The following is a 22,553-nucleotide window of genomic DNA, read 5'->3' as shown; positions in this document are numbered from 1 at the left end:
GGGCGGCACCTTCCCAGGTGCCGCCCCGCTACCGCATGGCGGTGCGCTGATGGCGATCGGCTTCAATACGTTCGGGCGCACGAGCGCAGGTGCACTGGCTCGCCTGGCCGCCCAGGTAGATGGGTTGAGCAAGACCTCCATCGCCAAGGCTGATTCGCGCTCTATTGCCTCGGTTCGCCGCCGCTTTGAGCCGGCGGCTATGAAGGCAGTTCGCGAGGTCTACACCGTGCGTGCCGGTTACCTGAAGGGACGCTTCACCGTTCGCTCTGGCCAGGACGATGGCGGTGAGTACCTGTCCTTGAATGCCTCCACCGGAAAGCTGGCGCTGATCGGCTTTGGCGGGCGGTGGGGCGGTCGCAAGACACCCGGCGCCACCGCTGGAATCCAAGTGGGCAAGCGCAAGGTCTACGCCTCTGCGTTCATCGCCAAGATCGGCGGTCAGCGCCGGATGGTGGTGCGCCAGTTCTCCCGTGATGCCACTGCGCCATCCGGTCGCGATGGCCGACGCAAGCTGCGCACGCTCACCGGTGCCAGTGCCTTCCAGATGGTGATGGGGCAGGGCGAAGTGGTGGCCACCCAACTGGCCCGGCAAATGAACGAATACCGCAGCAACGAGCTGGTTCGTCAGCTCACTTTGGCACGTAAGAGGAAGCGTTGATGGCAGGCACAGGGGCATTTGAAGAAGCGCTGCGGCTGGTTCTTGAGACCAGTGGCACCGAAGGTGTGGACGCGCTGCGCCAGGCGCTGGTCGAGATGGGCGTGGCCACCGAAGAGGCCGGGGCCGACACCGCCAAGCTGATCGATCGGCTGGCCGATCTCAATGCCACGGCCGGCAAGGCCGAGGCGTTCAGCGGGATGATGGACACGCTCGATGAGCTGCAGCAGTCCTATGACGCCAATCAGCGCGCCGCCTACCAGCTGAGCTTGCAGATTGCCGAGACGGTGAATCCGTCCAGGGACCTGCTCAACGCCCAGAAGGCGCTGCGCTCTGAAGGCGACAAGCTCCAGACCAGTTTGAACAAGCAGTGGGAGGCCGTGACCAAGGCCGACACCGCATTGAGCGAGCTAGGCGTGGATACCGCGCAGCTGGCCAGCAGTCAGCAGCGCCTGCGCAGCGAAGCGACACGCACCGCCCAAGCCTTCACCGAGCAGGCAAAGGCCTCGGCGCAGGCCGCCACCGAGACCCGCAAGCGCAACGATCAGATCGAGCAGAGCGATGCCAGCTTCCGTGCCCAGGCTAAGGCCAGCACCGCCGCTGCCGAATCGCTCAAGGCCTACCGCGAGCGCGCCAACCAGGCGGCAAAGGACACCACCGATCTGGGCACGGCCGCTTCGGCCACCAGCTCGATCATGGACAAGCTCAAGGGTGTCGCCGCCACTGCGCTGGGCTTTATCGGCTTTGGCAAGCTGGTGGACGGCATCAAGTCCATCATCACCGAAGGCAGCGATGCTGAGCAGGAACTGGGTCAGCTCGAAGCTGCCCTGGCCGCCACCGGCCGGCAGAGCGAGTTCACGGCCGACCAGCTCGCCCAGATGCGCCGCCAGCTGCAGGGCGGTCTGTTTGATGATGGTGAGATATCCAAAGCGCAGGTACGCCTGCTGTCTTACACCAACGTGGTGGGTGCGCAGTTCCCGGCCGCGATGCAGATCGCCATCGACCAGGCCCAGCGGCTGGGGATGAACCTGGAGCAGTCGGCCGAAGTGGTCGGCAAGGCGCTGCAGACCCCGTCCAAGGCCATGGAATCACTGAGCAAACAGGGCTTTACTCTAGATGCCAGCCAGAAGCAGCTGATCACCCAGCTCGAGGCTACCGGGCAGGTTGCCCAGGCCCAGGCGATCATTCTGGATCTGCTGGCCGAGTCCTACGGCGGGGCAGCCGCGGCAGCCAAGGTGGGCACCATTGCCGGGCTGTGGAAGGCGGCCACCGAGCGCTTCAAGGACTGGAAGCAGGAAGTCGCCGATCAGGGGGTGCTTTCGTACTTCAAGACCCAGCTGAGCGAGATGCTTGCATTGGCCGATCGACTGGCCAAAGACGGCACGCTCACCCGCTGGGCCAAGCAGACCAGTGATGCCATTGTCACTATGGCCAGTGCGGCGCGATCCGCTACAGGCTGGTTGATCGATCACAGCGGCGCGCTGGTTGCGATGGGCAAGGCCTATGCAACCTTTGCCATCGTGCGCGCCATTGTGCAGATGAACACGTGGCGCATTGCGCTGATGGCATCCACGCGGGCGCAGATCGCGAACGTTGCGGCCATGGATGCGGCCGGGAAGGGTGCGCTTGGCCTGGGCAACATTCTCAAGAGCCTGCCGCGTGCGGTGCCGATCACGATCGCATTGCTGGGCCTGGAGCTGGCCAGCAAGGGCCTTCAGTCCATCGGTGAGGCGGTGGGCACCGAGATGGGCAAGTGGAGCCAGGCCAACAAGGAAGCCGGCCAGACCATCACCCGCGTCCGGGAGCAGATGTACCAGCAGGGCGTGGAATACAAAAAGCTTGCCGTGTCGGTATCAGCGTTTAGCCAGGTGCAGGTGAAGAGCTCGGCCGACGTGGCCGCGATGGGCGAGGAAGAGCGCAGGTCCTACCAGGCGCGGCTGGACGCGCTGAAGAAGTACCTCAACGCCCAGTTCGGATTTCTGTTTACGCAGAAGGAACTGGGAATTGCCACCGATGAGCAGCTGGCCCAGCTGGAACAGGTCAAGGCCCGCCTTACCGAGGTCGGTGCCGGTTACCAGGCGCTGTCGACCGGATCGAAGGTGGCGGGTGAAGCCCTTAAGAGCGGCATCGCCGCCGGTGCGCAGCTGGTGGTTGAGCAGCTCAAAGGGATTGGCAGCGATTCCAAGCTGGCCGTCACCGAGATCGGCAAGCTGTTTCAGAGCTTGAACTTTGCCGACACCAACTCGTTGGGCAACGTGGCGGTGGCGCTGGCATCCATTGCAGAACAGGGCGCAGGGGCCGCACGCAACGTGCGGGACGGCCTGCTGGCCACGCTGCAGCAGCTTAGCGGCGAGGAGCTGATGCGCTTCCAGGCCTCGGCCCAAGCGGCCTTCGCCTCGCTGCCGGCGGCAGCAGCCAACACCACCGTGGTGCTGGAGCAAACCCTGCTGGCGGCGATGAACAAGCTGGGTGTCTCGGCGGACCGCCTGGGGGTGAGCTTTACCGCCGCCGGACGTGACGCCAACGCGGCCTTTGCCACGGTGCTGGAGAATGCCCTGGCCACCAGCAGCCAGATTGAAACGGCCTTCAAAGCCGCATTAAGCAATGTGGCCACACTGGACGAGGCCAAGGCCTTGGGCGCGCAGCTACAGGCCGCCGGCCAGCAGGGCAAGCTCGGGTTTGATCAAGCCGAGCGCTCGGCCGCTGCGCTCAATGCGCGGATCCGTGAAATCACCAACGCCATGAACCCGCTGAACGATGAGTTCGGCCGGCTGGGTATCCAGTCCCAGGCCTCGCTCAACGCGGCGCGCGACTCTGCCAAGGAGGCCTTCGAGGCGATCCGGCGCGGCGCGGCGCAGGGCAAAGCCAGTATCGAAGACGTGCGACGTGCGTTCACGGCCTACTCCAACACCGCGCGTGCAGCGGTAGCCAACAGCGATAAATGGAAGCAGGACCAGGTCAGCGCCCAGCTGGAGATCCAAGGCGCGTTGTACTCCACCAACGCCGAGTTCGATCGTCAGGGCGCCAAGGGTGCCGCTGCAGCCCAGGCCGTAGTCCAAGGCAGCAACGAGGCTGTCGCCTCCCTGCAGCAAGTTCAGCAAGCAGCTGCGGGCGCGGCTGACAGCGTCGCGGCGGTCGGGGACGCAGCCGGGGGTGCCGGTGGGAATCTCAAGACCGCTTCGGCGGCCGCCAGCGGCTTCTCCATGGATATGGGGCAGATATCGGCCAAGACCCGAGAGCTGCTGAACCAGATGAGCGGTCCGCAGGGCATGCAGCAGTTCGCCAACATCTGGAATGGTCTGGCCAAGCAACGCCGTGACCTTCAGGCCTACAAGGAAGAGCTGCAGGGAGTTTCAAACGGCATGGATGAGCTATCCAAAAAGCGCCGCGAGCTGGCATCGCGCTTTGACCTGGTAGGCGAGGGCGAGCTGGAAGAGCTGGTACAGCTTGAAACCCAGATCGAAGCCAAGCGGGCCGAGCGCCGGCGTGCTGCTCGCCAAGACACTCAGGACCGGCTGGACGCGGCCAAGCAGGAGGCGGAGCTACAAGCAGCCGCCGATGCCAAGCGCGTGGGCAATGGGGAGGGTAATGGTGCTGCCGTGGTGCGAATCGAGTGGACTGCACCGTCGCGGTCAGTGGCCGCCAGCGCCTCCGCCGCCGAGCGAGAACAGGCAGAGCGTATTGCTGGCTTGGTGACGCCGCTTGTCATGGAAAGGGTCGCCCGCAGCAAGAGCGTCTCGGTCCGTGGTGGGGCGCGCCGATGACCAAGATCATCCTGGCCGGCATAGAGCTCCCAGGCGACCTGCAGTGGACCGACGAGTTCACCTCCTGGCGGGTGGGTCAGCAAGTTAAGACGAGCCTGACCGGCGCGCGAATCGTCCAGGAATCGGCGCTCCAGGCGGGACGTCCAATCACGCTACAGACCCAACGTGACGGTGCTGCCTTCGTGGCACCGGTGTCGCTGCCGATACTTCGTGCGCTCCAAGCCAGTGAAGAACAGCCCCGCAACGAATCCCTATCCCTGATGCTCCCCGCGCATAACGGCGGGGAACGTACGTTCAGCGTGCGCTGGCGGCGCACCGAAGGCGCAGCGCTGGAGGCCGAGCCGATCCGGTTCGCTGTGCCGGCGCTGGACGGGGACTATTTCTCAATCACTCTCAGACTGATGACGGTGTAACCGATGACGATTTCCGCTACAGATATCAAGATGCGCCAGTCACAGCGCCTGACCGACAACCCCGACGGTGGTGGACGCATGGTCCAGGCCGAGATTGGGGACGGGCAGATGAACAACCTGTTTCCCGATATTGGTGACGAAGAGCGCACCACAGGCCGTGCCACTCTGCGCAAGATGTTCGTGCACGTCGATACGCCGGGAACGGACGTTCTCAAGGATGCCATCGGCGTTCTGCTCGACCCACCAACGGATCCGAAGGTTCAGGTGAGCATGTTCGCCACAGGCAGCTATAGCGACGTACGCAGCGACGCGCGCAACCGTGTGGAGAGTTACATCACGCGCGGAGTGGAGTCGCGCTACGTCCTGCTGAGCAACCATTTCATCGGGCAACAGGCCCTGCAGTTCTACTGCATGAAGGATGCGGCGAGCCCGGACATCAACGACAACCTGTGCTTGTTCGTGACTGCCTCTGGCTACACGCCGAACGAGCAATACGTGCGGGTCAAGAGCGTGCTTTCCCGGTCGACTCGCACCTTCTACGACGACCTGGGTGCATTTGAGCGAGACGTGATCATCATCGAAACGGTGACCGCGCTGCTGTACGACTTCCCAGGGCAGGAAGCTTCGCGCATGACAAGTATCAAGCCACCGACACGCATCTACGAGACCAATGTGGTGGAGGCGACCAGCTACCACAGCGTCAAGCGCCTCACAGCGGCTGCCAAGCCCGGCGACCTGTCCGTGCAGGTGGACACGCCTTACGTCACCATCGTACCGACCTCGACGGCCGAGACTCCCGTTAGCGACGTGCTGGCCGGCCTTGGCACGATCAGCTACGTCCCATCCGGACCTGTCGGGGCATTGGCGCTGAGCTTCAGCACCAACTTCCCGGCCGGAACCCCAGTCACCCGCTTCCTGGGCACGCCCATGGTGCTGGGCTCAGTCAAGGTTCTGGCGGGCAGCGTCGAGCTGTCAGACGACGGTGCCGGTGCACTCACCTCCGCCGGAGCGTCGCCCTGGACTGGCTCGGTGGACTACCAAGCCGGCTCTATCACGCTGGTCAGCGCCAACACGGTTGGGTTTGCAGCCGTCAGCGTCACTGCCCGCCCTGCCGGCGCGATCATTGCGCAGGGCTTCTCCGACGAAATCACCGTCACGCAGAACAATCAGGGCTACAACTGGCTCTTTCAGCTGACTCCGTTGCCGGCTGCAGGCACCGTGGTGGTGGACTACCGCGCCCTAGGTAAGTGGATCCGGCTGCAGGACAACGGGCAGGGCCAGTTGGTTGGCAAGCCGGGGCAGGGCAGCGGCTCGGTCAACTACGCCACTGGCGCTGTGGTGCTGACCACCGGCGCCCTGCCGGATCTGGATAGCAGTGTGATCCCCAGTTGGGGCACTCCGGTGCTGGCCGAGTCACGCACGGGCGATGTTGCGGTTGAGCCACCGGCGCTTCATTTCATGCTGAGCAACTCCGGCGTGGTGCCTGGCTCGGCCAAGTTCACGCTGCGGGTAAACAACAGCAATATTCCTGTGGTGGACAACGCAGCGGGCGGTCTTCTGATTGGAGGGGTCACCCGCGGCTCCATCGCCTATGCAACCGGCGAAGTCATGATCCGTCCGGTGACCTTGCCAGACGCGGACAGCCAGCTTGCCTGCGAGTATGACTTTGGGCAGGCCCTTGTCTCCACGACGCAGCCGGTACCGGATGGCTCCGGCATCATATCGATCGCGCTTCCAGAAGGCCCCGTGCGAGCTGGCAGTCTGCGTTTGGACTGGGTGATTTCGGTAGTCAAGGATGAGGCCGGGATGCCCGCCACCCCGCAGGTCATGCGAGTGACGGCGAAGGATGACGGGCAGGGCAATGTGGTGGGTGTAAGCATCGGCGGTCAGGCCCTCACCACCGTGCTTGGCGCGATCAACTACGCCACCGGTGCGATAAACCTCCAGGCTGGTAAGTTCACGGTGCACGCCGTTTCCTTGCCGATCTACCAGGTCGTCACCGGCCGCGAGGATCTCAGGATCGTCGGGTACTACCGTGCGGATGTTGCCGCGCAGTTTTCGGCGGGCACGATTATCTCTCTGGGCTGGATGATCGCAGGCGCAGCGCAGACGACGTCTAGTGAATCGCTGACCTTGCCACCGGTGCAGCTGCTGCTGACCCCAACCATCAGCGACAGCATCGTTCCGGGAAGCGTGCGGTTCACCTACAAGGGCAGGACGTATGTGGACCGCAATGGCGGCCTGTATTACAACATCGACCCGGTTTCCGGCGCCGGGATCTACGGCGGCACCATCGACTACGCCGCCGGCGCTGTGAACGTGACCCAGTGGGTGCCCGGTGGCTCCAATACCGTGACGGTGCAATCTTTACTCACGCGCATCGCCGATCACGGCGTAGCTGCGGTGTACTTCCGTGCACCCGGGTCGCCGCTGCGCCCAGGCGTCTTCACGCTGCGCGCGGTGGTGACCGATGGCACGCAGCTGACCGCCACGGCCGACATCAATGGCAACATCGGTGGCCCGCAGGTTGCCGGCCTGATCGATTGGGAGACCGGTGTGGCCAAGGTCGCCTTCGGGCAGCTGGTGCCAGCCGCAGGAAATGAAGGTGCTCCGTGGTTCGATCCGGCTGCTGTCGTGGGCGACCAGGTCTGGAAGCCCACTTTGGTTTTGCCCGGCTCGATCTTCATCGGCGCGGTGGTGTTCCGCTCGATCCCCTTGTCGGCCGTGGTCATCGGCCTGGAGTCGGTGCGTTTGCCGGCGGACGGGCGGGTTCCGGCCTTCAAGTCGGGTCAGACGGTCATGATTCACCACACTGCCAAGCACGCAGTTGCCGCACCGCAGGCCAACCAGGTGGTGCCATTCGGGCGCACTCGCGTGGCTGCCGTGGAGGTGGTGGATGCTGCCGGCGCCCCGGTGGACAGCGCCTGGTACACGTACGACCTGCAGCAGGGGAGGCTGACCTTCAGCGATCCGCTGAATCTGTCGGCTTACCAGATGCCTATCGTGGTGTCGGACCGGGTAGAAGATCGCCGGCTGGTGGTTCAGCCGCAGATTACCGGCGAAATCGAGATCAACACTGGGCTGACCCACGACTACCCGGCTGGTGAGGCACTTATAAGCACGGCGCTGCGCCTGGGTGAGGCAAATGGCTCCCTGGACCTCCAAGCACGCGTGGTCAACCTGTTCGATCAGGCCACGTGGGCCAACACTTGGTCCGACCAGCTGGTTGGGAGCGCCGCGCCGGGCACCTACAACGACACCGATTTCCCGCTAGTCGTCGCCAACAGCGACACCATTACCGAGCGTTGGGCTATTCGCTTTACCAACGCCACGCAGTTCGAGGTGATTGGCGAAACCGTGGGCGTGATCACCACCGGCAGCATCAGCGCGGATTGCGCGCCCCTCAACCCACGAACCAATCGGCCCTACTTCACGATCCGCCGCCAAGGCTGGGGCACCGGCTGGGCGACCAACAACGTGGTGCGCTTCAACACCGTTGGCGGCTTGGCTCCGGTCTGGATGGTGCGTACCACACTTCCTGGCGCACCCGAAGGGATCGTCGATTCCACCCGCTTCATGGTCGTGGGCAACATTTCTGGAGATAACGTATGAGCTTGATTCCAACCGTCTACAAGAGCACCGACCCGGGCGCGCCCCTTCTTTCCGGCCAGCCTGGCGCGCTGGCCATACTGCTCGACGCGTTGCTGGTGGACGGCTACGGTACCGGCGCCAACCAGAAGCTTGGCATGGGCTGGACCCGGGCGTTCACGGGCTCGAATGTCCGTGTTTTCCGCAATAATTCCATCGTCGCCACAGGCTTCTTCCTGCGCCTAGACGATACGGCCCAGCGCTCAGCATTGCTGCGTGGCTTCGCCACGATGTCGGACATCGATACCGGAACAGATCCGACCCCGGCGACCTCGCTCAAGCCAACCGGATCGCGTTGGGATAAATCGTCATTGGCAACGTCTGAAGGCCGCGCGTGGGTCGCTGTTGGCAACGAGCGCTTCTTCTACCTATTCATTGACACATCCGGACAGTTCGCGCAGAACGGCGGTGGAGCTATGCATCCGCACTACGCCGGAGACATCACCTCGCTGAAGCCCGGGGACCGGCATCACTACGTGGTGTCCTACAAGGGCTCAGATACTGAGATGTCGAGCAGCATTGGCTATTCCCTCAAAGGTCAGAGCAGCTGGAGCATTAGCAACACTTCTGACACAGGTACCGCGTGCTTTATCGGGCGCAACACAGCAGCGGTTCCTGGAGCGGTACGTTGCGCTGTCTCGGCGGACGGGATGTACAACGCGGGCTCGTTCGGCAATGCGACCATCTATCCTCCCTATCCCTATGCGGCCAACAACGGACTTCTCTACGCGCCTATCGTGGTGTTCGAGGGTTCATACCTGCCGCGCGGGTTTCTGCCCGGGCTGTATGCGCCGATCCATCGTCGTCCATTTCCGGAGATGACTGTCGTGAGTGACATCGGCGGCCTGCCAGCTGGCACCCAGTTGCTGGCGAAGGGGTACATCGTAGATACGACCGGTTATAGCGATTCGTATCATGGTCAGGTACTGATCGACATCGCCAATGCGTGGTGACGCATGAGCCTCGTTGCGATCCGATTCGGGTTCAGGGCCTCTCCAGTCAAATGGGCTCCGCTGGGCGGCGGTGTTTGCTATGGCATGCGTGTGTCCAGCGCGCAGGCGTACGCGGGCAAAGGGTTCCTTGCGGGTGAGGCGCCCTCGACCTCAGATCCCGACGGGGTGGACGGCCGCTTCCGAATCTTGAACCAGCCTGCACAGGGTCGGATCCTTGTTTTTGATCGCGGCACCACCAACTGCATCGCCAGTCTGTTCAGCAAGCCCGATGGCACGTGGCGTCTTGATCGGCTGCATCCAGACCTGGTGCTGACCGTGATTGGCTATGACGATTCGGGCAAGCAGAACGCGGCGGTCCAGGACTGGGTGCGCCCGGCCGTGGAGGGGTAGCGCGTGGTTGCTGCCGGTAATCGTGTCCCGCTGAACCTCGGCCCTCTCTCGCTCGGGACGGGTCTGCGTGTCGGCTTGAACCTTGGCGTGGGTTGGGAGGAGGTGGACCCGCTGGAGCCCACCATGGAGGCCCTGCGCAGCTCGGCCCGCATGCGATGGCGAGGCACCCAACGGTTAAGTCGCCTGAGCACCGTTCGCTGGCAGCAGGCTGACCACGCCCGCAATAGCGCGCTGCTAACTTGGGGCCAACAGCAGGGGGGCACCGGCGCGGCGGTCTCGCTGCCTTGGTCCATTGCGGATACGGCCGCCGGCAGTACCAGGCTGCCTTGGTCGGGGGTGATGGAGGAGGTGCGAGCGAACCAGGCTATTTGCTGGGTCAGCCTTGGGCGGGAGCGCGGTGGCGCCTCCCTGCGCTGGCGGGCGAGTGAGTTGGTGGATAGCGCATGGCAGCTGCCTTACGGATCATTGCCGGCCGTCGCTCAGGAACTGGGCATGCGTTGGGCGCGACCCAACCGCACGCACCAAACCCACGCCATCCGTTGGCAGCCGCCGGGGCGGTGGACGGGAAAGCGAGATCTTCCTTGGGGGCGGGCAAAGCCCCTGCCATGGATTGTGCGGTCACCGTTCAAGCCGCCGGAGCCCGATCCGGACCCGCCGCGGATGGCGGGCGACCGCGTAGGACTGAACCTATCTTGCCTGCCGCTGGCCGCTCGCGGCGTGGCTGCTCTCAACCTGGGTGTCGCCGCGTGCTACGTGGTCCGCCCACATCAAAGGACGTACGTTGTGATCAACACAATTTCTATGGTCCGCCTGCCGGACCGAACCCCAATCGAGGTGTCGTCGGTGACGATCAGTTCCAGCTGCGACGCGTGGGGGTCAACCTTCGACTTCGAGCTTGCGGACATCGCTCAGCTCCCTCTGCTCAAGCCATCGGCGGCGGGTCCGCGCCAGGTGGAGGTGACCCTCAACGGGTATGTCTGGACGGCGCTGATTGAAAGCTACAGCAGCCGGCGGGAGTGGGCGAGCAACGGGGTCAACCTGGCCGGTCGATCGCGCACCGCTCTACTAGCTGCACCCTATGCGCCTGCGAGGGTCAAGGTCACGACTGAAGACCGAACGGTCGCCCAGCTGGTCGATGAGGAGCTAGCCGATACCGGTTTCACCGCGTCCTACGACACTGTGGACTGGGTGGTTCCAGCGGGGGCATGGTTCTATGACGCTACGCCGCCCCTGGATGCCATTAGCCGGCTCGCTGAGGCTAGTGGCGGGGTAGTGCAGTCGGATCCGGCAGGCCAACTACTGCGCATTCGTGCTCGCTATCCGGAGAGCCCGTGGCACTGGAAGGAGCGCGCTCCCACCCACGTGTTGCATGAGGACATCGTCACCAACGAAAGCCTGCAAGTGCGCAGTGCGCCGCTCTATGATGCGGTCGTGGTGACCGGTGAGCTGGCGGGTAAGGGGGTGACCTGCAAGGTGCGGCGCAGTGGCGAGGCTGGTCAGCTGTTTGCACCGCAGGTAAGCAGTCCCCTCATCAATACGGCGGCCGCCGGCGCGGAGCGGGGGCGGAACATTCTTGCTGACCGTGGCGAGCAGGCGTCCATCGATCTGGTGCTGCCACTATTCAGCGGACCGGTGAAGTCCGGCGAGGTGGGGCGGGTTCTCCCCCTGGACTTGGTGGAGGTCGTGGGCGAAGAGGGGATATGGCACGGGCTATGCACTGCTGTGCGGACGGAGGCACGGGCCGGCGACGGTGCTTTTGTTGTCGAGCAGACCATAACCTTGGAGAGGCACTACACCGATGCGGACTGAATTGTGGGACGAGTTTGACGGACTCCTAGGCGCGGCTCCCCGGCTACTCGCAACGGTGACGGCGCACAACGCAGATGGCACTAGTAGCCTGACCGCGTATGACGGGACACAGATGCGGGCGATCGGACAGCTGAACAGTTCGATTCCATACAACGTGTGGGTGCAGAGAGGGCGTTTGCTAGAAGCGGCACCCGATCTTCACCTGATCGAGCTATCCGTCTAGAGCATGGCTCTACAATGCACCTCGACTTGCCCCGGACCTTGCCAATGGACGATGTAACAGCGGAGTTGCTCCAGCGCATTGAACGATGCGAGCGCGAGGTTCAGGTTTCGCGCGGCTACATCAAGGGGCTTGAGTACGGACTACTTGCCGTAATTGCAGCATCCCCCGAGCCGGAGCGGCTACTCGTACTTTGGCGCCAGGTAGTTGATGCGTATGTTGAGAGCGACGCAGCTGGCGAATCTAAGATGCATCATTTGGCCACCCGGCAGGCCATGGATGTAGTCGGAGATCACATTCGTGCCGCCGTGCGGAAACGGAAGCACTGAGGGATCGAGTCGACCAAGCAGCCGGATAGTGCTGAAGACTCTGTGAACGGTTCAGAGACGCGTTCAGGTACTTGTGAATCTGACGTTTCGTCACGGTGAGCTACCTAGGAGAGAAGCTAGGATGATTGCTCGTCGAGGGTGACGCACAAGAGTCTAGGGAGAATCGCCGAATGAGTCTGCAAGCAATCGTGTACGCCAGTGAGGCTGCACTGGATTTGAGCAGCGAACAGCTAAACGAGCTGGTGGAAGATGCGGTTTTGCGCAACAGGCTGGCTGGGGTTACCGGTGTCCTTCTGTTCGACGGAACTCGTTTTCTTCAGTACATCGAGGGGCCGGACGACGGCGTTTCCTTGGTTTATTCGCGGATCGTCAACTCCCGAAAACACCGAGAGATAATCGAGCTCGCGCGGGGGATTGTGTCCCAGCGTCGCATGCCCTATTGGTCAATGCGTTGGATTCCCGTTGCCGACACACAACTAAAAGAGGCAGCCTTCAGCGACTGGACGAGCCTTACCCGGCGGACGGTTATAGCTCGGCACGTGCCTACCGGATTGGATAGACTTAGCAAGATTGCGGCTCCCTACATCGCCTAGCGCTCACTTGGCGCCCTTTCAGCGCTTGCTGTTGCGCGATTGGTGAAGATGTCAAATCTGGCATTGCTGATCGCTTGCCGCGCGCCGCATTGCGGGCAGCAAAGGATTGTCCCCCCGGCAACGCTCTCCAGCTCTGGTAGTTGCCGCGCCTGAACGATATAGCGGCATTTTGAACAGGTGGCACGTATCCACATTATCTCAGTGAATCGCCCCGAATCCTTTTCCTTGACGCCGGAAACCGCATGAAGGTAGAAGTCGCCAGTGTCCGGCATTGGAGCAGCCAAGTTAGATATGTTGGAAGGGATAGTACTGCTGTAGATGAAGATAGGGTGCTGTGTGTACGAGGCGTCGCGGCATTGACCGCGTTGGCGCGTGCCCTTTCTCCCCATCTTCACGTGGCCTGGAGCAACGTCCCAGTCAATAGCCGAGGGGTGTCAGTCCGGGCAGTGGTCGGCTAGGTACAGCAGGGTCTCGCAAGTCGTGCTCGCTCTCCCCTTGGACCTGGCCTAGCCCTATGCATGCATATCCCGTACGCAAGGGGAGGCGAGATGGCACCGGATACTTCAAGCCTTACGGTGTTGATGGCTGAAGATCACTTGGTCGTAGCACATGGCGTCCAGAAATTGCTCAAGGACCGCGTGCAGCGAATCGATGTGGTTCCCACAGGCGAGGCGCTGCTGGCCGCCATCTTGCTCGGGATTCCGGACGTAGTGCTTCTGGACATTGGTATGCCAGGCATCTCCGGCATCGAGACTCTGGTAAGGCTCCGCCTCCGCGGCTTCCTGGTGCCGGTCGTGATGTTGACCATGTACGACAACATCGAGATGGCGAGGAAGTGCATCGCCGCCGGGGCCGTCGGCTACGTTGTGAAACAGGCATCGGGTGATGAGCTCCTAACGGCCATCGGTCGGGCTGTGCGTAGCGAGATGTTCATAAGCCCCAGCGTCGAATTCCATCAACCGGCTAGGACCAGGCCCGGAGAGTTCGTCCCGTCGTCAGCGCAGTTGGCAGTGGTGCGACTTGCTGCCAGGGGCCTGCGGGCAAAACAGATCGCAGCCGAGCTGGGGTTGTCATGCCGAACAGTCGAGTCGCACAAATACTCGGTGATGCAGAACCTGGGAATACGAACGACCATTGAGCTCATATCCTGGGCGAAGCACGAAGGGTACATCTGAGGGGCTAAGTGCCTGAGCGGCTGCCGGTGGGAATAGCCATTCATTCCAGGGCTGTGCGCGCCCTACGCATCGCCTTCACCATGTCGGAGCAATGCTATGCGGCAACAACGGGGGAGACGCCGCCAAACTCGGGCTGGCTCCAGCAGGACGCGGCGCGGATCCGCAGGTCGAGGTCGGTCATAAATTTGCCCTCTCAGCTACGGGTCCGCGGACGGACTAGGGTCGCGCAACCGTCGCAGGATCTGAGAGCCGGATCCGTAGGATTGCGCACCATGCTCCCGCCCGACTTTCGATGGCACGCCGTCGGCACCGCCACCTTCGCCCATCCCAATTCCCTGCTCCTCGACTGCGTCGAGGTCGCAAGGCTGTATCAGCGGGTCGGCGAGGAAACGTGGTGGGTCAGCCTGAACAGCCAGCGTCCGACGGCGGAGCGAAAGTGCGTTCTCTGCAGCGGTTATGAACAGGGCATGGCAGGCGTAGAGGTATGGGCCGAGCGGCACCACGCGCGGCTGCGCGAGGAGGTGGACCGCTACCTGCAGCAGCTACAAGCAGCGAGGGCCGCCAGGAAGCGGTAGCGGGTGACCCCAAGCTGACCCCACGGGTTTGCTAAGTGGCTGATTCCCTAGGGTCAGCTTTGATTGCGCCAGATCACCTTAGTCCTTGTTTACGTCGCCCGGTCGGCCCGGTACTTGCCTATAGCGAGTCCCGGAGCGTGACTATGCCGTTCGCGACGAGCAGCAAATCACGTCGTTGTTGAGTTTTCCAAATCTCATTCACTACACCACTGGCGAGGTGGCTGGAATGGGTGCAACCGCCGCAGGTTAAGGTTGCGCCGCCGTCAGCCCCGTCGGCCAATCCTCGAGCAAGGGAAAGGTTGTCCCTTTTCTTGCAGGCAGGGCAGGTTGCGTCGATCGACAAAAGCTCTGCAATCAATCCTGTCAGTTGGACACGGTTGGCATTGATCCTATGGACCTGAAACGGCGCATTGGCGGGGGACATGGCGCATTTACCTAAGAGGCTGGGCGCGCATGCAAGGGATATCGCACGGCTAGAGCGTAGTGGTTGCAGCATGGCCCCACTGACATGACGGCCAAACATGCAGTCGCTGAACGGTTCAGTAAAGGTCTAGCCAGTCGACGGCCGTTTATACTTTGACAGCTCTTGAATTCAGAGAAACGGATGGCGATACACGCGCTTGTCTACTGCAGCCAAGTTGCTCCATGGGTGACTGTGGAGCAGCTCGAAGATTTGGTGCGCGACGCTGCCACGCACAACTCTATAGCTGGGGTAACTGGCGTTCTTTTGTGCGATGGGACCCGATTCCTGCAGTACGTGGAGGGGCCTGAAGACGGCGTTGCCCTAGCCTTTGCCAGAATTCTTAACGCCACCAGCCATTTCGATGTGGAAGAGCTTGGTCGGCGGCAGGGCGCACTACGGAAATTTCCATACTGGTCAATGCACTGGATACCTATCGAACAAGTCGACCTCTGGATTGCGATCTCCAGCGAATGGCGCAACTTAAACACGCGCCGCGAGGACTCGATGTTCCTCCCGCCGACCGGGATCGAACGCATCGCAACACTTGTGAGGCCGTACGTGAGGGAATGGAACTAATGGCGGACTTTGTGCCTTCGCCGAGACTTCAGGTGCCGACGTACGAAATCTTAAAGCGATAACGAGGGCAAGTGCTTACGGTTCCTCATGTCTCCATTTCCGCAGAAGGCTCAGTCATGCTCAGCGTCAACCCCAACCCGCCGGCAAGCCCGTTTCCCGGCCCGCTCCGCATCCGTCTCATCCTTGTATCCATCATGATGACGGCCGTGGCGCCATTGGCAGCTGCGCAGGAGCCGTCTCCTGCAATCCACGCCCGGGTTGCCCGGGTAGAGCAGGGGCTTTCCAGCCGTGTAGTCGTCAAGGGCGCACCCGGCCAGAAGGCGTCGATTGCCTCACGCATGGCCTTTTATGGCGTCCCATCAGTGAGCATTGCCCTCATCAACGATGGACGTATCGAATGGGCTCGCGGCTACGGCGTGATCGATACGACCAGCCAACGGGCTGCCACGCCTGCCAGCTTGTTTCAGGCTGGCTCGATCAGCAAGCCGATCAGTGCACTCGGCGCGCTGTACCTTGTCGAGCAGGGCAAGCTGTCGCTAGATGCTCCAGCGAACGGGCAGCTCCGTAGTTGGAAGATTCCGGATAACCACTTCACCCGGCAAGGCCCTGTCACGCTACGTGGTCTGCTCAACCACAGCGCCGGCATGAGCGTCCATGGCTTCTACGGCTACGCACGGGGCCAGCGGGTGCCCACTCTGCTGCAGGTGTTGGATGGTGTGGCGAATTCTGAGGCAGTTCGTGTCGAAGCCACGCCCGGCACCGAATGGAAGTACTCCGGAGGTGGCTACAGCGTTGTCCAGCTGATGATGACGGATGCAGCTGGAAACACGTTTCCGGAACTGATGCAGGCGTTGGTCCTCAACCCGCTGGACATGAAGGACAGTACGTTCGCCTTGACGCTACCGTCGGCTTGGCAGGCGCGGGCCGCCACTGCCCACGACAGCGACCAAAAGCCCCTCGCCGGCGGCTGGCATGTTTTTCCGCAATCTGCGGCGGCCGCACTTTGGACGACTCCGACCGATCTGGCTAAGGTAGTGGTCGACATCCAACAGGCGTACTCCGGCAAGCCCGGCAAGGTGCTGTCCAGTGCGATGACCACTACGATGCTAAGACGAGGGTTGGGTGAGTACGGCTTGGGGCTCTTTGTAGAGGAGCTGGGCGGCGGCACCAGCTTTTCGCACTCGGGGGGGGACGGACGGGTTCCGCTCCCAGCTGTACGGCTACACACACACCGGGCAAGGCGTGGTGGTGATGACCAATAGCGACAACGGCGCAGCTCTGATCGACGAAATTCTTGTCAGCGTGGCTGCCGAGTACAGCTGGCCGGAGTTTCAAGTCACCGAGAAGGTTGCGGTGTCCTCTGACCCCGCGGCCAACGCGACGTTTGCGGGCAACTACATCCTGGAGGGAAAACCCGCGCAGATCATTGCTGAGGGAAACCGCCTGTATCTCCAGAGCGAACTGTTCGCCAAGCAGCCGATGCAGCTGTTTGCGGAGTCGACGACCCGGTTCTTCACGACCGCGCAAGATATGACTGTCGAGTTCCAGCGGATTGGCCGCGAAAAGCCGGGCAGCTTTTCGCTTAGGCGCGGGAATAGCACCTATGTTGCCGTGTCGGCGCATTAGTCGCCAGGGTGGCATTAGCCAGATATCCGCTTCTGGCCGAAAGCAGTCGTGGGCTCGACATGGCAGCATCCAAACTAGAGCGGACAATCCGCGCAACGCACGATATAGGGAAGACCAGTGGACAGCCGTGAGCTTGTTGTGCTCCTTGAGTCGCCGCATAAGGACGTCACGTCGCCAGAGTTGGTGCGTGGGGCCATCAAAGCTGGGCTTGGCTGGCCAACTCCCTATTGGGCGGAGTTAGCCGTTCGGTGGATTGAAGATGGGGCAAGCCTGGACAGCGAACTGGCCAAGCTGGCAAATGCGGTGGCTGCCAACGAACATTTTCCGCAGAGCCTTCGTCATCGCGCTTTTGCGCTAGCCCGACGGTTCGATAGAGCCCAAAGGGCGCGGTAGCCTGATGGTGATCTAATGGGTTGCTTCCGACCTGAAGCGGACATTAGCCAGTGCTTCCGGCGCGGCTTCCCATGAAGATGTCCGCTTCTGGCTGATAGCAGACATTGCTCTTCAGCGTTGCCAGTGTTCGCATGTCCGCATCACCCTATCGGGTTGTAACCTATTGATACATATCGGCCGCAATTGAGCGTTCGGGTAGCCGCCTTGGCTACGACGAAACCTATAGAATCAGATGCTTGGCGTCGACAGTAGCGATGCCTGGGGGGCAGAGGGTCGTCGGTTCAAATCCGGCCGTCCCGACCAAAACTGGTGTACGAACAAAGGCTTGCGCCCTATGGCGCAGGCCTTTTTCGTATATCACCCTAGTCTCACTCTACTCCCACGTTCCCAAACACGTAAGGCTACGATCAGCCTCCTTTGAGGCAGATCGACTACCCCGTGGCGATAACGCCGAGACAAAAGGCAGAGTTATTTGTGGTTGTTGCCGTGGCAGGCCTAGCAGCTTTCAGCGCTGGTGCGGAAGCAGGTAGCGGGCTAATATCCGCCGGAATTGTCCATCAAAATGGTTTGTCAGGGCACTAAATTCGAACGGGGGCAAGGATGACCACCAATGTCGTTGTAGCGACCTACCATGGCGTGGTTCTTGGTTGCGATTCGCTTTCTAGCATCGTAGAGCGGGCGTACTTCCCGTTCCGAACACCGGATGCACTTGCGAGAGACGGAGACGGCAACCTGATGACCGATCCTCAGGGACGCCTTCTGCTCGCTTACGATGAAAGGCACCTGCTTCCAACTCCCACTAACATCATGGGAGGGGTGCAGAAAATGTTCTTGCTCTACGAAGACGATGATGAGCAGAACATTGAGTGCTCAGTCGCGGCGACTACTTCAGGGCTCGGGTCTCTTAACGGCATAGTAATCGCTGAAATCGCGGATCGATTCCGACGTAGATGCCGGACTGAAGAGCATGGTTTTAGATCTGTACAAGACGTTGTAGGTGCGTTCCTGGAGTATGTTAGGCCGCTGTGGGAGGTTCAAGTTGGATTCGACGGTGTGGATCCTGCGGCCTACGGAGTCTTGGACGATCTCCAGTTCCTAATCGCGGGATATGGGAAGGAAGATGAATACGTTAAGGTTATTCGCGTAAGCGTGGCGCAAAACGCGGCGACCGAGTTGTTTGAGCAGACCCACCATAGCGCTGCCTGGGCAGGCCAGGCCAACTCAATTGCCAGTCTGCTGCTAGGGATCAACCCAGTAACGAGGTGGGCTATCAATCGGTCATTTGCGGATAGCTTGGCAACGCATCGAGAGAGCGTAGTGGCTTCTGTTCTCACTCAACTACGAAACCAAGGCGTGGCTGTTCCAGAACCGTTCGAAGCAACTATTGATGAGATGGTCCCGGCCGCCTTATCATGGTCTGATGGTAGCCCGGAATTTGATTGGGCTAACCTCCCGGTACAGTCGGCCGTTGACCTGGTCTCCACATTGGTGAATGCCGAGTCCGCAATACAGAAGTTTGCGATGGGTATCCCTACAGTGGGAGGCCGAACGCGGATTGGCTTGATGCGACGTGGCATGCCATTTGCATTCCTCAACGAACCGGAAATCATCCATCAACACGTCGGGTACAACCATGACGCTTAATGCACTCAACTGCGCCGCCTTCAAGGCACCTCATGGGCGCGGAGAAAAGCAAGCTAGGATCATTGCGCCCCAGTTCAATGGTCAGGTTTCTGACCTCAAAAGTTCGGCGCCGGCAAAGAGGGGTTCGTTCTTCGTCCAGTCAAGCAACGGCCAAGTCGTTGTTCGAAAGTCTCGGTAGCGGGCGGCAGGGATGCGCCGGGTCAGATCTCGCCGTACCCGTCTAAAATTAGTTTTGGAACAAGGGCCAACGCAGAGATGCATCGGCCCTTTTCTTTTTGACCCGATTCTGTTCTGTTAAATAAACCCTCTAGCTACTGCGGCAATCATGATGGCTCGCCCTAGGGCGCTACCTGGATACAAGCGTCCTTCGGTCGCAGCATTGTCCGAAGCATCGGGTGTGCTCAGGCGGTGGGGGCGACATGGCCCCCGATGAACTATCCGGATCCGGAAGCCTGCCAAATCGTTGGTGGTTTGGCGATAATTTGTGAGTTGCAGGCCGGGCCGCAGTCTGCAGATCAGCTCGAGGGTTAGACTCAATGCGCGGTTTCACGGACCTACACTCAATGGAGGAGTTGTCATGATCAAGGTGTCCGGCTTGGATAAGCTGTCCCGGCAGTTGGAACAAGCGAAGAGCGCCATAGCGGAACTGGATGGGGACTTGGGGGGAGTGACATTCGATCCAAATGAGCCAAGCAGTATTGAGGCCGCCATACAGCAGGTCAGATCACTCATCGATTCAAAAGTTGAGCCATGGGCTGGCAATCCCATAGTCTCCCAGATCACTGAATCACTCAAAGAGCAATATCGCGTCCGGATCATTGATCGTGCAGCGCAGGCAAGGTTAGAGAGTGACGAAGAATGACCAGTGTTGATGTCTTCGAGCAAATCAAGGCCGCCGTTCTTGATCTTCAAGGTGCAAGCTATCAGACCTACGAGCGACCATTTCGCGCGTTGGGTCGACTACTTAACCATGAGGATTTGAGAGCAATTAATGAAAGGCTGACAGAAGGCCTGGACTACCCAGCATTCCTTGCCGCTAGTGAAGCAACTGGTGGAAGCATGGCCGGCAGCCATCGAATCGTTTGGCCTGAGGATCCTGCCCAGCAGTTGGGAATGATGCTGCTCCTGCTTAAGGATCTGACGTCGCGCCCCGAGCATGCTCTGAACTTCTCGCACCATTTCTTCAACTCTGGGCGTAATCTTATGTCTGGCTTGCATTCAATGACGCGAGATTTGATTATTCCTTTCGTTAGAGATTACAAGATGTATGTCAGCAGGCATGGAGCCGTGAAGGTGGCGCTCATCAGAGAGATATCAAAGAAGATTTTTATCGTTCATGGGCATGACGGCGAAGCTCGTGAGGCCACGGCGCGGTTTGTTTCCGACTTAGGCCTCACGCCAATCATTCTTCATGAACAGGCCAGTCGCGGTCGCACCATCATAGAGAAGGTCGAAGCGCATGCGGACGTTGGCTTTGCCATCGTACTGCTGACGCCTGACGACGAAGGAAGGCCCGTAGGCGGGGAGACGCTGGCGCTGCGTGCTCGTCAGAACGTATTGTTGGAGTTGGGTTATTTTATGGCGCGACTCGGCAGGGAAAATGTATGTGCGTTGCGAAAAGGTTCCGTTGATATTCCTAGTGATTTTGCTGGCGTTGTGTGGACTGACATGGATCGCAGTGGGGGATGGCGACTCGCCCTGGGTAAAGAGTTGCGTGCTGCTGGCTACGACATTGACTGGAATACAGTGATGGGTTGATTGTTGCATGAGCCCGTTCTTGTTTCCAGAAAGTGATCCTGGGGTTCGACGCAGGAGGCGCTGGCCCAGAGTGGATCACTCAGTGGTTCGAGCCGAGCTCTAATAATTACACCGATCAGTTGGATTCGAGGCCGATCGCGACCACTAAGGAGGTCTGGCGGATGTCTACGACGCGCTGGACGTTTCATGCCAAAGGAAAATGAGGCTTGCCATGTCTGCAGAAGAAAAGAAGATGGTATTCGTATGGGAGGTAGTGAAGGCCGCGTGCTCGCTGATCTTGGTCTGTGTTGTTTCCGTGAAGATCTATCAAACTCCCTTGGAGTTCAAGGTCGACTTCCCCACGCTTCTATCATTGCTCTTGGCGATGTTCTCAGTTGCGTTGGCCGCGCTCTTCTATTTCAAGGCGACGGATACCAGTAACGCTTTCTATGACAACACATACAAATTCACTCGAGACATCGCGCAGTTGTTGGCAAAGATGGAAAGTGGATTTGGCGAGAGGCTTCGTCATCTAGATGAAGGCTACTCGTCAATGCGTAATTATCTTCAAGACGGCGGCCACAAAGGTGGTGGCGAAGTTGCTGATCTGACAAAGAAAAAGCTAGAAGACGAGAAGCAGGAAGTCAGTAAGGCAATGGAAGAGCGGAATAGGATGGTTCGCGATTTAATTGAAAGATCGAACTTGCAGAAAGAGGAGAAGGATCGATTTTCAAATGAGTTGAAAGCGAAAGAACAAGAGTTGGCTAGTTTGCAGCGAGAAGTCGCGAAGTTGAATCGTCGTATGATGATGGAAAGGGTGCGAAAGCATGGGCCAGACTTTGAGTTGATTCCACCCGATGAGGGGATGAATCGATTCACGCTTTCTCACGTGATAGAAAAGATAGGAAAGGAAAAACTACTCCGCTTGTCTCCGACAGGAGTCCAGAGAGCTTTCGACCGCATTGCAGGAGACCTTCCGTCTGGCTATCTCGAAGATCTAGAAAGGTTGGAATTCTTCGACGAGCGCCTAACGCCGGCAGGGGCAAGCTACCTGCGTGCGCTCGCACATCGAAACGTGCTGTAGCACCTGCCAAAGCGCACCGGACTCGGTGAGACCTCATCGCTGCAGTGACATACTCGTGGCAAAAGCCTGCAAGTCCCCACAGGAACAGATTGTTGTCAAATTCCGGCAGCTGGGCCACCGCCGGCAAGGGTGTCGTTTCGTTGCTGCCGATTGCCCTTTGTCATTCATCATGCTCAAGTATTTGCGCATCATGCCCTGGCCGGTTCCGCAAAAGTGCTGCAACTTCGGCGGCGACTGCGAGGCGAAATCCACCAAGTACACGCTTGAAAAGAAGGGGATGCAAGCTGGTAAGTGCAAGCCAGCTTGGTATCGCTTATCCCATCCGTAGCACCCGGCAATTGTTGGACCAACTGTGACCAACCTGCTGTTCGTCTGCAGCCGCAACCAGCTGCGCAGCCCTACCGGTGAAGCGATCTGGCAGCGTCGAGCGGGCTTCAATGCGCGCTCGGCGGGAACCAGTCCGCATGCACGCAGACCCATCGGCCCAGCGGATATCCGCTGGGCCG

General features: G+C 60.5%; 19 protein-coding genes and 1 pseudogene. 19 read left to right on the top strand and 1 reads right to left on the bottom strand.

Annotation, left to right across the window (positions count from 1 at the left end; all coding sequences use genetic code 11):
- The 11 genes from ACRESJ_RS12770 to ACRESJ_RS12720 form a co-directional block, all read left to right on the top strand.
- On the top strand, nucleotides 1-658 hold a 658-nt coding region (locus ACRESJ_RS12770), incomplete at its 5' end, for a hypothetical protein (RefSeq protein WP_431758202.1).
- Entirely contained in the window at nucleotides 658-4,419 is a 3,762-nt protein-coding gene (locus ACRESJ_RS12765; RefSeq protein WP_431600184.1) for a Laminin subunit alpha-2, read from the top strand. The genes ACRESJ_RS12770 and ACRESJ_RS12765, both read left to right, overlap by 1 nt.
- On the top strand, nucleotides 4,416-4,832 hold the full coding sequence (locus ACRESJ_RS12760) for a hypothetical protein (protein ID WP_431600183.1): 417 nt from the start codon (nucleotides 4,416-4,418) through the stop codon (nucleotides 4,830-4,832). The genes ACRESJ_RS12765 and ACRESJ_RS12760 overlap by 4 nt, the downstream gene beginning before the upstream one ends.
- A 3-nt stretch (nucleotides 4,833-4,835) precedes the next feature.
- Nucleotides 4,836-8,444, top strand: coding sequence for a hypothetical protein (locus ACRESJ_RS12755; RefSeq protein ID WP_431758201.1), 3,609 nt, complete (start codon nucleotides 4,836-4,838; stop codon nucleotides 8,442-8,444).
- On the top strand, nucleotides 8,441-9,433 hold the full coding sequence (locus ACRESJ_RS12750; RefSeq protein WP_431600181.1) for a hypothetical protein: 993 nt from the start codon (nucleotides 8,441-8,443) through the stop codon (nucleotides 9,431-9,433). The genes ACRESJ_RS12755 and ACRESJ_RS12750 overlap by 4 nt, the downstream gene beginning before the upstream one ends.
- A gap of 3 nt (nucleotides 9,434-9,436) precedes the next feature.
- A complete protein-coding gene (locus ACRESJ_RS12745; protein ID WP_431600180.1) occupies nucleotides 9,437-9,823 on the top strand; it encodes a hypothetical protein in 387 nt (128 codons plus the stop codon).
- Between the two features lie 783 nt (nucleotides 9,824-10,606).
- Nucleotides 10,607-11,632, top strand: a complete 1,026-nt coding sequence (locus tag ACRESJ_RS12740) for a hypothetical protein (RefSeq protein ID WP_431600179.1) — start codon at nucleotides 10,607-10,609, stop codon at nucleotides 11,630-11,632.
- A gap of 267 nt (nucleotides 11,633-11,899) precedes the next feature.
- A complete protein-coding gene (locus ACRESJ_RS12735; protein WP_431758200.1) occupies nucleotides 11,900-12,181 on the top strand; it encodes a hypothetical protein in 282 nt (93 codons plus the stop codon).
- A gap of 170 nt (nucleotides 12,182-12,351) precedes the next feature.
- Nucleotides 12,352-12,774 carry a BLUF domain-containing protein gene (locus tag ACRESJ_RS12730; protein ID WP_431600178.1) on the top strand — a complete coding sequence of 141 codons (423 nt, stop codon included), beginning with the start codon at nucleotides 12,352-12,354 and terminating at the stop codon, nucleotides 12,772-12,774.
- Between the two features lie 548 nt (nucleotides 12,775-13,322).
- Nucleotides 13,323-13,949 (top strand): response regulator, encoded by a 627-nt coding sequence (locus tag ACRESJ_RS12725; RefSeq protein WP_431758199.1) that lies wholly within the window; start codon nucleotides 13,323-13,325, stop codon nucleotides 13,947-13,949.
- Between the two features lie 272 nt (nucleotides 13,950-14,221).
- A complete protein-coding gene (locus tag ACRESJ_RS12720) occupies nucleotides 14,222-14,524 on the top strand; it encodes a hypothetical protein (protein ID WP_431600176.1) in 303 nt (100 codons plus the stop codon).
- Between the two features lie 118 nt (nucleotides 14,525-14,642).
- Here the strand turns inward: ACRESJ_RS12720 and ACRESJ_RS12715 are convergent, their stop codons facing one another.
- On the bottom strand, nucleotides 14,643-14,948 hold the full coding sequence (locus ACRESJ_RS12715; RefSeq protein WP_431600175.1) for a hypothetical protein: 306 nt from the start codon (nucleotides 14,946-14,948) through the stop codon (nucleotides 14,643-14,645).
- Nucleotides 14,949-15,128: 180 nt separating this feature from the next.
- Here ACRESJ_RS12715 and ACRESJ_RS12710 point away from each other — a divergent pair, with 180 nt between their 5' ends.
- The 8 genes and pseudogenes from ACRESJ_RS12710 to ACRESJ_RS12675 all read left to right on the top strand — a co-directional run.
- Nucleotides 15,129-15,563 carry a BLUF domain-containing protein gene (locus ACRESJ_RS12710; protein WP_431600174.1) on the top strand — a complete coding sequence of 145 codons (435 nt, stop codon included), beginning with the start codon at nucleotides 15,129-15,131 and terminating at the stop codon, nucleotides 15,561-15,563.
- Nucleotides 15,564-15,679: 116 nt separating this feature from the next.
- Nucleotides 15,680-16,825: a serine hydrolase domain-containing protein gene (locus ACRESJ_RS12705; protein WP_431600173.1), complete on the top strand. Its 1,146-nt coding sequence runs from the start codon at nucleotides 15,680-15,682 to the stop codon at nucleotides 16,823-16,825.
- The gene (locus tag ACRESJ_RS12700; RefSeq protein ID WP_431600172.1) at nucleotides 16,815-17,189 is read left to right on the top strand and encodes a hypothetical protein; all 375 of its coding nucleotides are present in this window, start codon (nucleotides 16,815-16,817) and stop codon (nucleotides 17,187-17,189) included. Before ACRESJ_RS12705 ends, ACRESJ_RS12700 begins: the two co-directional genes overlap by 11 nt.
- A 993-nt stretch (nucleotides 17,190-18,182) precedes the next feature.
- Nucleotides 18,183-19,226 carry a hypothetical protein gene (locus ACRESJ_RS12695; RefSeq protein ID WP_431600171.1) on the top strand — a complete coding sequence of 348 codons (1,044 nt, stop codon included), beginning with the start codon at nucleotides 18,183-18,185 and terminating at the stop codon, nucleotides 19,224-19,226.
- Between the two features lie 577 nt (nucleotides 19,227-19,803).
- Complete coding sequence (locus ACRESJ_RS12690; RefSeq protein ID WP_431600170.1) at nucleotides 19,804-20,088, top strand: hypothetical protein; 285 nt, start codon at nucleotides 19,804-19,806, stop codon at nucleotides 20,086-20,088.
- Nucleotides 20,085-20,984: a TIR domain-containing protein gene (locus ACRESJ_RS12685; protein ID WP_431600169.1), complete on the top strand. Its 900-nt coding sequence runs from the start codon at nucleotides 20,085-20,087 to the stop codon at nucleotides 20,982-20,984. Before ACRESJ_RS12690 ends, ACRESJ_RS12685 begins: the two co-directional genes overlap by 4 nt.
- A 211-nt stretch (nucleotides 20,985-21,195) precedes the next feature.
- Nucleotides 21,196-22,047 (top strand): hypothetical protein, encoded by an 852-nt coding sequence (locus tag ACRESJ_RS12680; protein WP_431600168.1) that lies wholly within the window; start codon nucleotides 21,196-21,198, stop codon nucleotides 22,045-22,047.
- 352 nt (nucleotides 22,048-22,399) lie between these two features.
- Nucleotides 22,400-22,553 (top strand): annotated as a pseudogene (locus ACRESJ_RS12675) (phosphotyrosine protein phosphatase); the annotation flags it as partial.

The organism is Pseudomonas sp. (genome assembly GCF_050739655.1).
Classification (GTDB): Bacteria; Pseudomonadota; Gammaproteobacteria; order Pseudomonadales; family Pseudomonadaceae; genus Aquipseudomonas.
This window is presented reverse-complemented; position numbering and strand designations above follow the sequence as displayed.

Excerpts from the sequence above, each read along its gene's own strand:
- ACRESJ_RS12690 (WP_431600170.1), top strand. The coding sequence starts at position 19,804 with ATGATCAAGGTGTCCGGCTTGGATAAGCTGTCCCGGCAGTTGGAACAA.
- ACRESJ_RS12715 (WP_431600175.1), bottom strand. The coding sequence starts at position 14,948 with ATGTCCCCCGCCAATGCGCCGTTTCAGGTCCATAGGATCAATGCCAAC.
- ACRESJ_RS12725 (WP_431758199.1), top strand. The coding sequence starts at position 13,323 with ATGGCACCGGATACTTCAAGCCTTACGGTGTTGATGGCTGAAGATCAC.
- ACRESJ_RS12730 (WP_431600178.1), top strand. The coding sequence starts at position 12,352 with ATGAGTCTGCAAGCAATCGTGTACGCCAGTGAGGCTGCACTGGATTTG.
- ACRESJ_RS12735 (WP_431758200.1), top strand. The coding sequence starts at position 11,900 with ATGGACGATGTAACAGCGGAGTTGCTCCAGCGCATTGAACGATGCGAG.
- ACRESJ_RS12765 (WP_431600184.1), top strand. The coding sequence starts at position 658 with ATGGCAGGCACAGGGGCATTTGAAGAAGCGCTGCGGCTGGTTCTTGAG.
- ACRESJ_RS12700 (WP_431600172.1), top strand. The coding sequence starts at position 16,815 with ATGACCAATAGCGACAACGGCGCAGCTCTGATCGACGAAATTCTTGTC.
- ACRESJ_RS12685 (WP_431600169.1), top strand. The coding sequence starts at position 20,085 with ATGACCAGTGTTGATGTCTTCGAGCAAATCAAGGCCGCCGTTCTTGAT.
- ACRESJ_RS12755 (WP_431758201.1), top strand. The coding sequence starts at position 4,836 with ATGACGATTTCCGCTACAGATATCAAGATGCGCCAGTCACAGCGCCTG.
- ACRESJ_RS12710 (WP_431600174.1), top strand. The coding sequence starts at position 15,129 with ATGGCGATACACGCGCTTGTCTACTGCAGCCAAGTTGCTCCATGGGTG.
- ACRESJ_RS12745 (WP_431600180.1), top strand. The coding sequence starts at position 9,437 with ATGAGCCTCGTTGCGATCCGATTCGGGTTCAGGGCCTCTCCAGTCAAA.
- ACRESJ_RS12695 (WP_431600171.1), top strand. The coding sequence starts at position 18,183 with ATGACCACCAATGTCGTTGTAGCGACCTACCATGGCGTGGTTCTTGGT.
- ACRESJ_RS12680 (WP_431600168.1), top strand. The coding sequence starts at position 21,196 with ATGTCTGCAGAAGAAAAGAAGATGGTATTCGTATGGGAGGTAGTGAAG.
- ACRESJ_RS12760 (WP_431600183.1), top strand. The coding sequence starts at position 4,416 with ATGACCAAGATCATCCTGGCCGGCATAGAGCTCCCAGGCGACCTGCAG.
- ACRESJ_RS12750 (WP_431600181.1), top strand. The coding sequence starts at position 8,441 with ATGAGCTTGATTCCAACCGTCTACAAGAGCACCGACCCGGGCGCGCCC.
- ACRESJ_RS12720 (WP_431600176.1), top strand. The coding sequence starts at position 14,222 with ATGCTCCCGCCCGACTTTCGATGGCACGCCGTCGGCACCGCCACCTTC.
- ACRESJ_RS12705 (WP_431600173.1), top strand. The coding sequence starts at position 15,680 with ATGCTCAGCGTCAACCCCAACCCGCCGGCAAGCCCGTTTCCCGGCCCG.